Source organism: Marinococcus sp. LNHM3E3-2.2, from assembly GCF_056034385.1.
Genome location: NZ_JBQLIC010000004.1, coordinates 237,734 through 252,042, shown reverse-complemented (window position 1 = coordinate 252,042; position 14,309 = coordinate 237,734). Strand labels below are relative to the sequence as shown.

Sequence of the window (14,309 nt, the reverse complement as noted above, 5' to 3'; positions counted from 1 at the left end):
TTTATTTTACAACAAGCACCGGACATTGCACGCGCTTTACCACTTTGTGGCTCACGCTGCCAAGCACCATCGTCTGCAGCTGGTTAAGTCCCCGGCTCCCGATCACAAGGCAGTCATAAGCTCCGCTATTTGCGAAAGATACGATGGTCGGCCCAGGCTCGCCGTGTTCAATATGAACCTCGTAAGAAATACCTGCTTCTTTCAGATCGTTTTCGAGATCTTCAAGCTGCTCCCGGCGCTTCATCTGAATAATTTCTTTGTTTCCGTAATGCAGCACGTCCGATTTGGACTGATCCTTATCAATAATATAAATGACGTCCAAATGTCCGTCCGGCACATTTTTTAATAGCTTTACCGCATGCCCTGAAGCACGGCGGGCATGGTCGGACCCATCTGCTGCTAGTAACACTTTTTGGTACACAGACATTCCCCTCTCCATTAACAATTCTTTCTCCCGTAGTTACTTCTTAATGTCCGGAAGACATTCCTTCAAGCTTGCGCATTAATTCCGAGCTTTCCTCGTTAATGCTTGTAAAGTGTACTTTGGTGCCTTCCTGTTTAAACTTCAGTCTGACTTTTTCAATCGCTTCGACCGCCGAGTCATCCCAGAGGTGGGTTCGTGATAAATCAATTTCCACTCTATCGAATTTCTCTTTGTAATCAAAGCTCTTCACAAAGTCAGTTACCGAAGCGAAAAACAATGGCCCGTCCACATGGTACACCCGTGTGGTTTCATCCTTAACAGTTTTACTCACGTGAACCTTTGAAATTTTAGCCGCGAAGAAAATAGCACTCAAAATAACACCGGCCACTACGCCAATCGCAAGGTTATGCGTATAAACGACTGTAGCTACCACTACAACCATTACAGTTGAATCCGTTTTTGGCGCTTTTGCCATTGTCGGCAGGGAGCCCCAGTCAAATGTACTGATTGAGACCATGATCATGACTCCTGCCAGGGCCGCCATCGGGATTTGAACGACGAGACCCTGGAGTACAAGAATCAGAAATAGAAGTACTACGCCTGCAGTCAACGACGAGAGCCGGCCAGTACCGCCCGACTTTACGTTGATCACCGATTGACCAATCATGGCACACGAAGCCATACCGCCAAAGAAACCCGTCACAACGTTAGCGATTCCCTGGCCACGTGATTCCTTATTTTTATCACTTTCTGTGTCCGTCATGTCATCAACAATTGTTGCGGTCAGTAATGACTCAAGCAGACCTACGACAGAAAGCGATAAAGCGTATGGAAGGATAATCATAAGCGTTTCAAAGTTTAATGGAATATCCGGAAGCAGAAATACGGGAAGCGACGTTGGAAGAGTTCCCATGTCACCCACTGTCTGCGTGTTAATGCCTCCAAATACAGCAATTAAACTAACAACAATTATAGCTACCAATGTAGAAGGGATCGCCCCTGTAAGCTTCGGAAATAGATAAATAACAAAGAGGGTAATACCCGCTAATACAAACGGCCAGTAGCCGTTGCCCTGAAAATATTCCAACTGGGAAGTGAAAATCAAAATTGCCAGGGCGTTGACGAAACCCACCATTACCGATCTGGGAATAAACTTCATCCAGCGGGCAAGTCCGCTGAAGCCGGCAATTAATTGAATGATTCCAGTTAGAATTGTTGTCGCTAGCAGATACTGCAGTCCATGTTCAGCCACCAGGGTAACCATCAATAATGCCATTGCCCCTGTAGCAGCTGAGATCATGCCCGGCCGTCCCCCCACAATCGCAATCATTACCGCCATGCTGAAAGAAGCATAAAGCCCTACTTGAGGGTCTACACCTGCCACCAGGGAGAATGCTATTGCTTCCGGAATCAGCGCGAGTGCTACTACAATTCCTGCCAGCACGTCACCCCTAATATTTCCGAGCCACTCCATTTTCAGTTTTGAAAAATCCAAACCTTTTTTCTCCTCTCTTTTTTTATACTCTTTATCCTTGGTGCATGCGGGCATTCCGGCCTGTTGCGCGCCTCACATGCTTTCTTTTTTCAGGCTTTCATCTGTATGAAAACCAACGTCACGAACCATCAAAGTGTAGCATATCACATCAATTTTTCAATAGATTACATGAAAGTTTTTTATGTAAACGCTCTCTCATAATGGGCTTTTTTCCTCTGATTGAAAACCGGAAAACTCGGGAAAATCAAATAGCGAGATATCTATTAGGAGGAGTCAATATGTACGGTACTTTTGTTTTTGATGTAGACGGAACGCTTATTAATACAGAGGACGCCATTATTAAATCACTTAGGCGCGCTGTGGAGGAGACCACGGGAGAAGTTATTGAGAATGAAAATCTGCGGCCGCTTCTTGGCATGCCCGAGGCAGACGTCTTAAACCGGCTGGGGCTTCAGGATGACGAACGCCGCACGGTGCAGGAAAAATGGAGCACATACCTCGAGGACAACCGGTTTTTGATTGATATGTTCCCCGGCATCCAGGAGCTGCTTGAAGGGCTGAACATTCAGGGCTACCAGGTCGGAATCGTTACCTCCAAAACACGCGAGGCATTTGACCATGAAATGAAACCCTTCGGCCTGCAGCAGTTTGCTTCTTACATTATCAGTGCCGACGACACTACCCATCATAAGCCTTCTCCGGAACCGCTCCGGGCATTCATGGAAAAAAGCGGAGCAGAGGCCTCCAACACCATTTATATTGGGGACACGCAGCATGACAGTGAAAGTGCTGAAAAAGCAGGCACTGCTTTCGGTTTAGCCGGCTGGGGTGCAGTTCACCCGGAAAATACGTCACCGACGCTGCGTTTCGAACGTCCCGAAGAAATTTTGGAATATGTCACAAACGCCCCGTCATCCTGATAAATATAGAAAGGGCTGCCCGGACGACCGGACAGCCCTATTTTTATGCCTTTCTTTCCCATTCACTGTAAAACTCCTCCAGATAACTGACCATAAACCGCTGGCGTTTTGTAGCGATCGATAGGCCCGTATCTGTATTCATCATTCCTTTCAGCCTCAGCAGTTTATCGAAAAAGTGCTGAATCGCGCTGTTCCGTTCGTTCCGGTACTCCGGACGCGGATCATGAAGCGGCTGATGGATGTGTCCAGTATATGCAAATGTACGGGCAATCCCGATCGCACCGAGGGCATCCAGGCGGTCCGCATCCTGCACTACTTTTCCTTCCAGAGTCTCCGGTGCCCGTTCTTTATGGTGCCGGAAGGAAATCGAAGAAATAATCTGCATAATATGATGCTTCAATTCTTCATCGGCTTCATTTTGCTCAAGCCAGCGCATGATTTTTTCTTCTCCGTCTTCCCCCTCTTCGAGAAGCTTTTCATCCCCTATGTCATGAAGCCAGGCTGCGAGAATACATACATCAGGGTCGGCCCCTTCTTTTTCAGCGATGTCCCCTGCAAGCGCCGCCACCCGCTCAGTGTGCCAATAGTCATGTGCGGGATCTGTATGGGCAAAGAACGCCCATGCCTCCTGCTTCGCTTCATGAATCAGCTGCCTGATATCCATAAGAACCTCTCCTTCCGACTATCTCTTTCTTTATATTATACCTTTTGCAATCGTTATTGTATGTACTTTTATTCCCTTATTTCAGGAGTAATATGCTAAAATACGGGCATGGAAAACGTACGGAAGATAGTATTTCCAGCGTTGCAAGGAGGATGAGGATTGGCTTTATTTGTTCCGGACGCTATACGCCAGATGACCGATGAAACTACATATTTAGAAGGCAAACGCCTGTATGATTTATATAAAATCGCCCATATGACAGAAGAAACCCTGATGCAGACCCGGCATGTGGAAGCAGTCGTAAAGGACACTCCTTTTCCGGAAGACGTTTTTATTGCCGTTGACGGGAGCCATACCATTCAGGAAATGTACTGTTCCTGCGACCGTTTTTATCATTCCTCGTCTGCTCCATGCCGCCATCTTGTTGCCCTGCTGCTCGAAGCTCCTGCCTTCACCAGCCCTCCGGCTTCGCCTGTTTCAGCTGCATCGGCCGGAAAAGATACAGTGAAAGATCAGTTCCTGGAATACTTTTCGCCCTTTCAGTCAAAGGTGGAGGACATAGGCACGCAGATACATGCTGATTTTTTACTATCTTTTCCTGTAGATAACCGGAGGCCCGACGTTTTATTTCCAGTCGTCCAGGTGAAGATTGGAGAAAACCAGCGATACGCTGTGAAAAACATTTATCAGTTTATTGAAGCAATGAAAAACGAGACCCCCTTCCGCCTGGCTCCTTCTTTAACATTTGATCCTGTCTCCCACTATTTTTCAGAGGAAGATCTTCATGTCCTTCAGCTGCTTGCTTCTGTGCTTCGGCATGAGGAATCGGGGTCTTCCTTTCAGGAGCAGTGGATAGCAAGAAGCGGAACGAAGAGGGAAATCGCGGTGCCGCCTTATGCAGTCGAAAAGCTTTTCAGCCTGCTCGACCTCTGCCCGAATGCCTATATCATAGATACATACGGTGAAAGGCCCTGGAACGTGAAAGACAATTGGCCGTATTCTTTTTTTCTCAGTTATGAAAAGGAAGCGGATACGCTGATTTTCTCCACCCCACAACAGGAAACGCCGTCTTTTATCAGCGAGAGCATATATTGTTTGTGGAACGGACAGCTGTACTGCCCGGAAAAGGAACTGGCGCGAACCGCAGCTGCCGCCCAGCGAATGCTCATACAGGCAGAAGGGCAGCGCCTCGTTTTTTCCCGACAGGAGTTTCTCGATACCTTTTTACACTGGGGCGCTCCGTTAATGAATCACCACTGCCTGGAAATGGATGAGAAGCTGGAGGAAAATCTTCACATAGAGCCGCTGCAGACAGCCCTTTACCTTTCAAAAGGTACCGGAGGTAAAATTACCGGAGAGTTAATTTACCGTTATGGATTTAAAGAGTACAGTGCCTTCCGGCCGGACCATGTGCCGTCTGTCGAAGATTCTTATTTTATGCCCCGGGACCGGCAGCAGGAACACCTGCAGCTCCAACGGCTGCAGAAGAAAGGATTCCTTCAGGAAAATGACCGTTTCGTCCTTTCTTCCCCCAAAAATATTATTGATTTTTTATCGAAGGAGCTGGCAGCGCTGCGGCCTTATATGGACATCTTCATGAGTGAAGAAGTTGAAAATATGCTTATTCCAGGGGACAGCCTGTCGTTACTGTCTGACATTCATGCCGATGAGGGATGGATGGAGCTGTCGCTTGCCTCGTCTGTAACAGACACTTTAGAAACACCCGGGGTCTGGAAGGCAATCCAGGAAGGACAGGACTTCTATAAAACAGATGACGACCGGTACCTGCCTCTCGATGATGAGCTGCTGCAGCGCCTCGCCCGCGCCCTACAGCAAATGCCGAAGCCGGACCAGTCCAAAGAAGGCGGTGCAGTGCGTTATCCGGCCCATCAGGCGTTCAATCTGGATAAACACCTTTCCGGCACTCCCCGCTGGCAGACGACCCTTGAGGTCGATGACATGCTTGAAAACATCCGGCGGGCTGCTGAAAACCATAAATTACTTGCCGAGCCGGCCGGCGTAAAGCTCCGGACGTATCAGCGTGAAGGGATCCAGTGGATGAAGCAGCTCGCCGCCTACCGCTTTGGCGGCATTCTGGCAGACGACATGGGCCTTGGAAAAACGCTGCAGGCGCTGGGCTTTATTGCGACAGAATGCAAAGAGAACCCCGGAGGAGAACCATTTGTTATTATCGCTCCCTCCTCACTTTTATATAATTGGAAAAAAGAAACGGAACGCTTTTTTCCATCTTTAAACACCACAGTTGTTTCCGGAAGCAAAAAAGAACGGGAGCAGCAGATCCAGCAGCAGAGCGATATTTTCATCACCTCCTATCCTCTGATCCGCCGGGACGTTGAATGGTACGGAGAAACATTTTTCCGCGGCGTTCTGCTCGATGAGGCCCAGGCGGTCAAAAATGCCGGATCTAAAACAGCAAAGGCCGTAAAACAGCTCCGGAGTAAATACTGCTTTGCGCTGAGCGGCACCCCGGTGGAAAACAGGCTTGATGAGCTGAGATCGATATTCAGCGTCGTGATGCCCGGGCTCTTTCCAAACAAAAAGCTGTTTTCTTCCTGGAGTCCCGAAGAGGTGAGAGACAGAGCATCTCCTTTTATTATGCGCCGCACGAAAAAAGAAGTGCTCCAGGAGCTCCCTGAAAAGGTTGAAACGACCACTTACTGTGATCTGTTAACGAATCAGGCGGACATATACAAAAAAACGCTGCAGAACGTGCAGCAGGAGGCAGGCGCTCTCCTTGAAGAAGGAGCGGACTCCAACCGGATGCACCTTCTTTCCCTTTTAACCCGCCTGCGCCAGATCTGCTGCCACCCTTCGCTTGTGGAGCCCGAATATCAAAGCTCATCCGGAAAGCTTGAAGAACTCGTGCGTATCCTCCATGAGGGCACGGCCAATGGCCAGCGGGTACTCGTTTTTTCCCAGTTCACCTCTATGCTTGCTCTTATTAAAAACCGTCTGGCAGAAGAAGGCATCGATTACTATTATCTTGATGGGAGCACTCCAGGAGAGGAACGGGTACGACTTGCTGAAACCTTCAACGAAGAAGAAGGCCCGGACGTCTTCTTGATTTCATTGCGCGCTGGCGGCACCGGTCTTAACCTTACCGGAGCGGACACCGTAGTACTGTATGACCTATGGTGGAATCCGGCGGTGGAAATGCAGGCAGCTGACCGCGCCCACCGTCTCGGCCAGACTAAGACAGTTCAGGTAATCCGGCTTATCACTCATGAAACCATCGAAGAAAAAATTCAGCACATGCAGGAGGAAAAACGACACCTGTATGACCAGGTCATCACTGATGAACAGACCAGCCTGAACACGCTAAGCGAAAATGATATCCGCCTGCTGTTAACCGGAAAAGCGCAGGAAACCTGAGTAGCGGTGGATGCTCTGGAGGAGATTGGCCCAAAGGGGCTTTTTCCCTTTGGCGAAGCTCTGAAGAGCACGCCGCCGCTGGTTTCCGGAGCTGGATCAGGAAAAGCGCAGGAAACCTGAGCAGCGGTGGATGCTCTGGAGGAGATTGGCCCATATAAATTAAAGAAGCAGAGGCGCCTGATCGGACGCTTCTGCTTCTTTATTTACTGTTATTGTTCCGGAAGATATCCGGCTACCAATTCGACCAGCGGGTGATGAGCAGGAAGCTCAGCGTAATGGCTTAAAGCTCCTTTGTACCCTTCCCGGTCGATCGTGTTCTGAAGCTCTACGGCCTCCCCGTCTTCAGTTACGTTAAACTGAAGAGCGGCGGCGATAACAAAAGCCAGTGCTTCCGGGCGTTCCCCTGCTTCCTGCAGCTCCACCGCAGGACGGACTAAACGATCCTTCGGACCAAGCTTCCGGATCGGCCCGCGGCCTACCCGGGTCACGGGATCGGAAAGATATTCGTTTGAAAATCTTCCTTTGATTTTTGCCTGGTACTCGTTCTGTTCTTTTTCACCGAAGCCATGCTTAATTTGCAGCAGGCGCCCAGTTTCCCGAATAGCCGCTTCAAATGCACCAGCCACCTCCGGGTGATCCATCGCTTCCTTCGTCGTTTCACATCCGTATAAAAAACCGACATAAGCAAGGGCTGCATGGCCGGTATTTACCGTAAACAGCTTCCGCTCAATATACGGGGTCAGGTCATCCACATACGTAACCGCTGGTATATCCGGAGTTTTTCCCTTCAGCGAAGGGGCTTCCACCGCCCATTCCAAAAATGGCTCGACGACCACCTTCAGTCCCTGGCCCTCAGGCTGGTTCGGAACAATGCGGTCTACTGCAGCATTGGCAAATCCGGCAAAATTAGCGGCTTCTGCTTTTTCTTCCTCCGTCAGCTGCTCCCAGATATATTTTTTCAATTCCGCCGTTCCGGCCACCATATTTTCGCAGGCTATAATATTAACCGGGCTGGCGTGCCCTTCAGCAGCTTTTTGTTTTAATGCTTTTGCAATAACGGGAGCTACATGCTTTAATACTGCCGGCCCAACGGCCGTTGTAATCAAATCCGCTTCCGCCAGCTTCTGTACGAGAGCCTCTTCCTCTTTCGCACTGTGAAAAGCCTGAACTCCCGAAATGGTTTGCGCAGAAGCACCGTCTTCGGCGAGCTCTACCACATATTCCCCTTCGGCCTTCAGCTGATCGATCAAAGTATCATTTACATCTGCAAAATACAGCTCATACCCGGCATCAGAGAGCACCTGCCCAATAAAGCCACGGCCAATGTTACCAGCGCCTATTTGTACTGCTATCATGAGAGTTCAACCTCACCAATCACCTCGAGCAGCTCTTCTTTAGACGAAGCCTGAACCATTTTCTCAATGTTGTCTTCATCGGAGCACACAATCGCAATTTTCGATAAAATGTTCAGGTGTGCATCCCCTTTGCCAGCAATACCTATCAGAATTCGTACATTGTTGCCGTCAAAGTCCACCCCGTCCGGCACCTGAATGACTGACAAACCGGAATGGTCCACCCATTCGCGCGAGTCTTCCGTACCGTGCGGAATCGCAACGCCGTTCCCCATGAAGGTCGATGTTACTTTTTCGCGCTCGAGCATACTGTCAATGTAGTTTTGCTGTACATATCCATTATCGACAAGAACGCCTCCCGCTTCACGGATGGCTTCTTCCTTTCCTCCGAGCGATACGTTCAATTTTACATTTTCCTGCTGCAGTACTGGTTTAGTCATATGATTTCTCTCCTTCTCCTTAATTTATTTTCCGTTTCAACCATTCCCGAAAAACTTCATCAATATGCTTTTGAATGTCATTTTCTTCCCCACTCCTGAGGACATCCAGCCGATCGGGGTTCATCAGCATCTCTTCACTGATGGTACTCATCAGCTCAAATACTTCTTTTCGTTCCTGTTCCGGTGCAAGCATGACCAAAACACGGTCAACGTCCGTTGTTTTACCATCCATGGCTGTCAGCGCCTGTGGTGCTTCGAGCTCCCACAGCGTCAGAGACGGTTCACTCACCATAGCGCTTCTTGTATGAAATAATGCCACATTGGTTTCGGGAATCGCAAAGCCCTTAGCCTGCTTTTCCCAGATTTCTTCTGCGATACTTCCCGCATCCTGTACGATATTTTCTTTCTTCAGCTCGTCCATGATCCAATGAACTGCCTGTTCTGCTTTCTGTCCGCCCTCTACTTTTCTCATATAAAAGCGGTGATACATCTGTACGGTTAAATCTACGCAAAGCTGTATTTCATATAAACTGGGTGTTGTTTCATGTGCTTCCTTCCGCTTCACTGACACCCCGGCTCTGCTCTGCTGACGGTAGATCGAGTCCGCTGACCGAAGGATTGCTCTCGTATCTTCTTCATTTAGAAAAGGATGAACCACTAGATGTGGAAGCGGCTGCGGATCCAGGGGGATCGTAGAGATAATTAAATCGTAGCCGTCCATATTCATTTCCTCGAGATCGAGCAGACTCACATTTTCGAGATCTCCGAGTACGGGGATTTCTTTTCGCAGCCGGCTTTCAAGCAGCTTCGAGGAGCCGATGCCGCTCGAGCATACGACAAGCGCATGCAGGGGAGCGGCAGCCTCTTCACGCTCTATTGCCGTTCCGAAATGCAGGACCAGAAAACCAACCTCGGCATCCGGAAGATAGCTTTCCGTAAATACGGTGTCCGCTGCCTGACGAAGATTTGCGAACAAATCAGCATAATTTTCTTTAATAGATTCCATCAGTGGATTATGGATTCTCATGTTTTCACTAAGCCGGTACAATGCCGGCTCGAGATGGGCAACCAGCCCTTCATACAGGGAATGGTTTTTCTCAAGCGGTTCTCCCGTTAATTTTTCCATCTCTCGAATCAGCGCTTTTGCTTTTAAGGCCACCGGGAGGTGATCCACCTCCAGCTGGTTTTCCACCGGCGTCCGGAGCTTTGCCCCCCGCAGATGCATTGTAATATAGCCAATTTCCGCTTCAGGAATGGACAGTTCAAGCACACGCTCAAGCTTTCGAATGATGGCCTCTGCAATCGCAAACTCTTTTGTGTCACGCAGGTTCTCCATGTAGTCCGCATTAATATCTATGCTTTCTCCTACAGAGATCCGCTCAATCGCTAAAGTTAAATGGACGATCAGTCCGATATAAGCACTGTCGGCAAAATTCTTCGGAAGCTGATCCTGCATGTTTGAAAGCACCTGCTCCACCGTCGACCAGTGGTTTTCTCCAACCATATCGAGCAGACGTTCAGCTACGCGGCCCTGTTCGGTCTGCACATTTCGCTCGTAAATGTGGTGGCGGATCGAGCTGAGCAGCTCCTTTTCTTCCACATTTTCTGCAATCAGGCTGCTCATCGCCCGTCGTTTAGCTGCTTCCGCTCCCTGCACTTCCACCCCGTAGCCTCTGCGTCTCACAAGTGTGAGTGAAAATAGCTCAAGCCAGTCTTTGAGTTTATCCAAATCCTGGCTGATCGTTGCTATAGTTACTTTTAATTCTGCACCGAGCGCCGTTAATTTCACGGGGCCGTCCGATTCAAGAATGAGACAAATCAGCAGGGTACGGCGTTCATCCGGCGTATATTCAATAACAGCGGGACGCTGGAGACGGAGTTTGATTTCTTCGATATCTTCTTCCGTCCCCTTAAGCCGCACTCCGCTTCCTGTCCGTCTTTCGAGTTCAACCTGTTCGCCGGCAAGCCAACCTGCCAGCTTATCAAGGTCCCGATGGATGGTCCGGGAGCTTACATTAATTTCTTCAGCTATTTCAGCCACTGGCTTTAGTTCCTGATGATGCAGAAGGTGCAGCAGTAGTTCGCGCTCCCGGCCTGTGAGGTATTCCATCGGTTTCCCTCCTTATTCTCTTGTTTTTAGATCTTCAACCACTTCGTCGTACTTGTCGCTGCCGAGGAAATTTTCCACCGAAACATGTTCTGCGTCCGGCCGTTTCTGCCGTGCCCGTTCGGTTAAATCCTTGTGCGTAATGATCAGATCCGCGTCGTCCGGAATGTTCGAAATCGATGTGTTCGATACACTGATATCGAGTCCGGCCTTTTTCACCTTGTCCTTCATCACCGACGCTCCCATGGCACTTGAGCCCATACCGGCATCGCAGGCAAAAATGATTTTGTTAACCGGCGGCTTTGCCGCTGCCGTTGTTCCAGCAGAAGAGCTTTCTTCCACACCTTTTTTCTGCTTCAGATCTTCAACCACTTCGTCGTACTTGTCGCTGCCGAGGAAGTTTTCCACCGAAACATGTTCTGCGTCCGGCCGTTTCTGCCGTGCCCGTTCGGTTAAATCCTTGTGCGTAATGATCAGGTCCGCGTCATCCGGAATGTTCGAAATCGACGTGTTCGTTACGCTGATATGGAGCCCGGCCTTTTTCACCTTGTCCTTCATCACCGATGCGCCCATGGCGCTTGAGCCCATACCGGCATCGCAGGCAAAGACAATTTTGTTAACGTCTTTATCCAAATAAGCACCGGTGTCTGCTTCAGCCGTACTTGCATTGGAATGAAGCGCAGAAGCTGCAGAGCTTTTCTTCCCTTTCATGCTTTCCATCTTCGCTGTGGATTCTTCAAGTGTTTCTCCTTCATTGGAGCTGAACTTTAGAATCAGGGAAGCGATAATAAAGGATACGGCAGCTGAAAGCACTACGCCCAGTAAGACTCCAATGAAATCTCCAGGGGCTGCAAGGCCGAGTACCGGGAAAATACTTCCTGGTGACGGAACGCTTGTAAGGCCAACGTTGAACAGGGAGAACGTGAATACCCCGGTCATGCCGCCTGCGATAGCTGCAAGAATTGTGAGAGGTTTTGACAATACATACGGGAAGTAAATTTCATGAATACCGCCCAGGAATTGAATAATCATAGCGCCCGGAGCGGAAGCTTTCGAAATTCCTGTGCCAAATATTGCAAATGCAAGCAGAATCCCTACACCGGGACCTGGGTTTGGCTCGAGCAGATACAGAATTGATTTTCCGGCGGAAGCCACCTGTTCTGCTGCGATAGGACTAAGAACTCCGTGGTTAATAGCGTTGTTTAAAAACAGCACCTTCGCCGGTTCAATGATAATACTCGTTAACGGCAGCAGGCCTGTGTTGACCAGAAAGTCCACCGCTCCGCTTAAAACGTTCGTTAACCATTCCACGATCGGCCCGATGGCAAGAAGGCCGAAGATAGCCAGAATGAAGCCGATAATTCCTGCGGAAAAGTTGTTTACGAGCATTTCAAAGCCCTGACGGATTTTCCCTTCAACCAGTCTGTCGAATCCTTTAACGGCAATACCGCCGAGCGGCCCCATTGCCATAGCTCCGAGGAACATTGGAATTTCAGCGCCGGCCACAACGCCTATTGTGGCGACTGCGCCAACGACCCCGCCGCGAACGTCATGGACAATTTTTCCGCCCGTATAACCAATTAAAAGCGGAAGCAGGTAAATGATCATCGGATCTACCAGTGTTGCCAGAGTTTCGTTCGGCAGCCATCCGGATTCGATAAATAATGCCGTAATCAGTCCCCATGCAATAAAAGCACCGATATTCGGCATGATCATGCTGCTTAAAAAGCTTCCGAACTTTTGAATTCTTGAACGGATACTTTTCTTCTGCGGTGCATTTTCTGTTGATGCACTCATTGTGGTTCCCCCTTTTTTGGTCCAAATATATTGATGACAATAATGAAATGATTTCTTGATGAATTATGGACCGTTCATTTTTAGTATTCGCTTACATCTTTATTTTATGGGGATTTTTGCACGAACACAATTAAAGGAAAATACAAATACGACAGGAGCGATGTTGACACGATTAAACAAACAGATCCAAATGCTGTAAAGCACCTCCAGCGCACGCAGACTTTTTCATTTATGTATAACTATTCGCTGATCTCTTTCTGGTATCCTTCATTTCATAAAAAATGCCGCGCTTAGCGCAGCATTTTTATTTCTTTATCTGGTCGGCGGGGCCATGAATTCAGGTCCAACCGGGTCTTTTACATGCTTATTTACAATTTCGTTCACGGCTTTCATATCCGTCTGATCGAGCTGCCAGTTCATAATTTCCTCAATGCCGTTCATCTGATCCGGGCGGCGGCCGCCCCAAAGGGCTGTGCTCGTACCCGGCTGGTCCAGCACCCAGCGGACAGCTAAATGAATCACGCGCTTGTCATATTTATTTTTCACGTATTGATCGAGTTCATTTACCGCCGCAATATACTGTGGAAAACGGTCTGCCTGAAACTTTGGATCCCCGTTGCGGAGATCATCACCTTCAAATGTCGTATTTTCCGTCATTTTGCCGCTTAACAGCCCGCGGCACAGTGAACCATACAGCAGCGTGGAAATTCCCTGCTTTTCAGCATAAGGCAGAATGTCTCTTTCGATGCCCCGTTCAAAAATGTTATACGGCGGCTGTATAACGTGAACCGGTGCCGTTTTTTGAAATTCTTCGAGCTGCTCCACAGTGAAATTACTGACCGCTATTGCGCGGATTTTACCAGCATCGAGTACTTCCTTCATGGCTCCTGCCGTTTCGGCCATATCTGCTTTAGGATCCGGCCAGTGCACATGATAAATATCGATATGGTCAGTCTGAAGCCGCTGCAGGGAATCATCAATTTCCCGGTGGATCCGGGCAGCCGTACCGTCCCGGAAGGCACCTTCATCGTTCCAGTTCATGCCGCACTTGCTCGAAAGTACAACGTTTTGCCGTTTATTATCATGTTTTAACGCTTTTCCGACAATTTTTTCTGATTCTCCGAACCCGTAAGCAGGAGCAGTATCCACAAGGGTGATGCCTTTATCAAGTGCTGCATGTATCGTTTCAATCGACTGTTTTTCATCTGTACCGCCCCACTGCGTGCCGCCAATAGCCCACGTTCCGAGCCCTACGCGGGACGGGCGAAGATTCGTGCCGGCAATTGAAGTATGTTCCATACTGAAAGTCTCCTTTGTATGATGCGTAGTTGAACATACTTTTCCTCCAATGCCAGCATTTTAAACCGTGTCGCTTTTTAATTCCTCTACGATAGACGTCCCCTTCTCACTGCTTTCATCCTGCCACTGCCACTGTTCGTGCAGGCGGATTCTTCCGTCTTCCAGCACTTCCGGGACCGAATAGCACCTGCCGCCCCGGAGGCTCCAGTCCTCGTTTACATGATTGTAGCGGAATTCCAGTTCTCCATTTGCATACACTTTTCCAATTAGAACACCGGAAACGACTTCTCCTCCAGAATAGTGGGCCCGAAGCACTGACCCCTCCTGCTCGTAATAAAAAACAGTCTGCCCTGATACCTCTCCGCCTGCGCTGTTCTCTATACCTGCAAACTGTCTGCCATGATACTTCACTGCTTTT

The 14,309-nt window shown here is 49.0% G+C and carries 11 protein-coding genes; 2 read left to right on the top strand and 9 right to left on the bottom strand.

Translation table 11 applies throughout. The features are described 5' to 3' along the window. Position 1 precedes the first annotated feature (1 nt). Both ACTRXF_RS08060 and ACTRXF_RS08055 read right to left on the bottom strand, forming a co-directional pair. Positions 2-427, bottom strand: coding sequence for a universal stress protein (locus ACTRXF_RS08060; protein ID WP_474278623.1), 426 nt, complete (start codon positions 425-427; stop codon positions 2-4). A 40-nt stretch (positions 428-467) separates the two neighbouring features. Beyond that, entirely contained in the window at positions 468-1,919 is a 1,452-nt protein-coding gene (locus ACTRXF_RS08055) for a SulP family inorganic anion transporter (protein ID WP_474278621.1), read from the bottom strand. Positions 1,920-2,197: 278 nt separating this feature from the next. Here ACTRXF_RS08055 and ACTRXF_RS08050 point away from each other — a divergent pair, with 278 nt between their 5' ends. Next, positions 2,198-2,839 (top strand): HAD family hydrolase, encoded by a 642-nt coding sequence (locus ACTRXF_RS08050; protein ID WP_474278619.1) that lies wholly within the window; start codon positions 2,198-2,200, stop codon positions 2,837-2,839. Positions 2,840-2,882: 43 nt separating this feature from the next. Here the strand turns inward: ACTRXF_RS08050 and ACTRXF_RS08045 are convergent, their stop codons facing one another. Beyond that, positions 2,883-3,503: an HD domain-containing protein gene (locus ACTRXF_RS08045; RefSeq protein ID WP_474261427.1), complete on the bottom strand. Its 621-nt coding sequence runs from the start codon at positions 3,501-3,503 to the stop codon at positions 2,883-2,885. 159 nt (positions 3,504-3,662) lie between these two features. On the opposite strand from ACTRXF_RS08045, the gene ACTRXF_RS08040 reads away from it, so the two are divergent. Continuing rightward, entirely contained in the window at positions 3,663-6,896 is a 3,234-nt protein-coding gene (locus ACTRXF_RS08040) for a DEAD/DEAH box helicase (protein ID WP_474278617.1), read from the top strand. 209 nt (positions 6,897-7,105) lie between these two features. Here ACTRXF_RS08040 and ACTRXF_RS08035 read toward each other — a convergent pair whose 3' ends face one another. The 6 genes from ACTRXF_RS08035 to ACTRXF_RS08010 all read right to left on the bottom strand — a co-directional run bounded on the left by ACTRXF_RS08035 (position 7,106) and on the right by ACTRXF_RS08010 (position 14,302). After that, positions 7,106-8,251, bottom strand: a complete 1,146-nt coding sequence (locus ACTRXF_RS08035; RefSeq protein ID WP_474261429.1) for a mannitol-1-phosphate 5-dehydrogenase — start codon at positions 8,249-8,251, stop codon at positions 7,106-7,108. Beyond that, positions 8,248-8,688, bottom strand: a complete 441-nt coding sequence (locus ACTRXF_RS08030; RefSeq protein ID WP_474278615.1) for a PTS mannitol transporter subunit IIA — start codon at positions 8,686-8,688, stop codon at positions 8,248-8,250. Before ACTRXF_RS08030 ends, ACTRXF_RS08035 begins: the two co-directional genes overlap by 4 nt. A gap of 19 nt (positions 8,689-8,707) precedes the next feature. After that, on the bottom strand, positions 8,708-10,798 hold the full coding sequence (locus ACTRXF_RS08025) for a BglG family transcription antiterminator (protein WP_474278613.1): 2,091 nt from the start codon (positions 10,796-10,798) through the stop codon (positions 8,708-8,710). Between the two features lie 12 nt (positions 10,799-10,810). Continuing rightward, positions 10,811-12,592 (bottom strand): PTS mannitol transporter subunit IIBC, encoded by a 1,782-nt coding sequence (locus tag ACTRXF_RS08020; RefSeq protein ID WP_474278611.1) that lies wholly within the window; start codon positions 12,590-12,592, stop codon positions 10,811-10,813. A 312-nt stretch (positions 12,593-12,904) separates the two neighbouring features. Beyond that, a complete protein-coding gene (locus tag ACTRXF_RS08015; protein WP_474278609.1) occupies positions 12,905-13,891 on the bottom strand; it encodes an aldo/keto reductase in 987 nt (328 codons plus the stop codon). Between the two features lie 60 nt (positions 13,892-13,951). Next, the gene (locus tag ACTRXF_RS08010) at positions 13,952-14,302 is read right to left on the bottom strand and encodes an avidin-fold protein (RefSeq protein ID WP_474278607.1); all 351 of its coding nucleotides are present in this window, start codon (positions 14,300-14,302) and stop codon (positions 13,952-13,954) included. Positions 14,303-14,309: the final 7 nt, after the last annotated feature.

Coding starts and splice junctions, on each gene's coding strand:
- ACTRXF_RS08060 (WP_474278623.1), bottom strand. CDS start 427: ATGTCTGTGTACCAAAAAGTGTTACTAGCAGCAGATGGGTCCGACCAT.
- ACTRXF_RS08050 (WP_474278619.1), top strand. CDS start 2,198: ATGTACGGTACTTTTGTTTTTGATGTAGACGGAACGCTTATTAATACA.
- ACTRXF_RS08045 (WP_474261427.1), bottom strand. CDS start 3,503: ATGGATATCAGGCAGCTGATTCATGAAGCGAAGCAGGAGGCATGGGCG.
- ACTRXF_RS08035 (WP_474261429.1), bottom strand. CDS start 8,251: ATGATAGCAGTACAAATAGGCGCTGGTAACATTGGCCGTGGCTTTATT.
- ACTRXF_RS08030 (WP_474278615.1), bottom strand. CDS start 8,688: ATGACTAAACCAGTACTGCAGCAGGAAAATGTAAAATTGAACGTATCG.
- ACTRXF_RS08025 (WP_474278613.1), bottom strand. CDS start 10,798: ATGGAATACCTCACAGGCCGGGAGCGCGAACTACTGCTGCACCTTCTG.
- ACTRXF_RS08020 (WP_474278611.1), bottom strand. CDS start 12,592: ATGAGTGCATCAACAGAAAATGCACCGCAGAAGAAAAGTATCCGTTCA.
- ACTRXF_RS08015 (WP_474278609.1), bottom strand. CDS start 13,891: ATGGAACATACTTCAATTGCCGGCACGAATCTTCGCCCGTCCCGCGTA.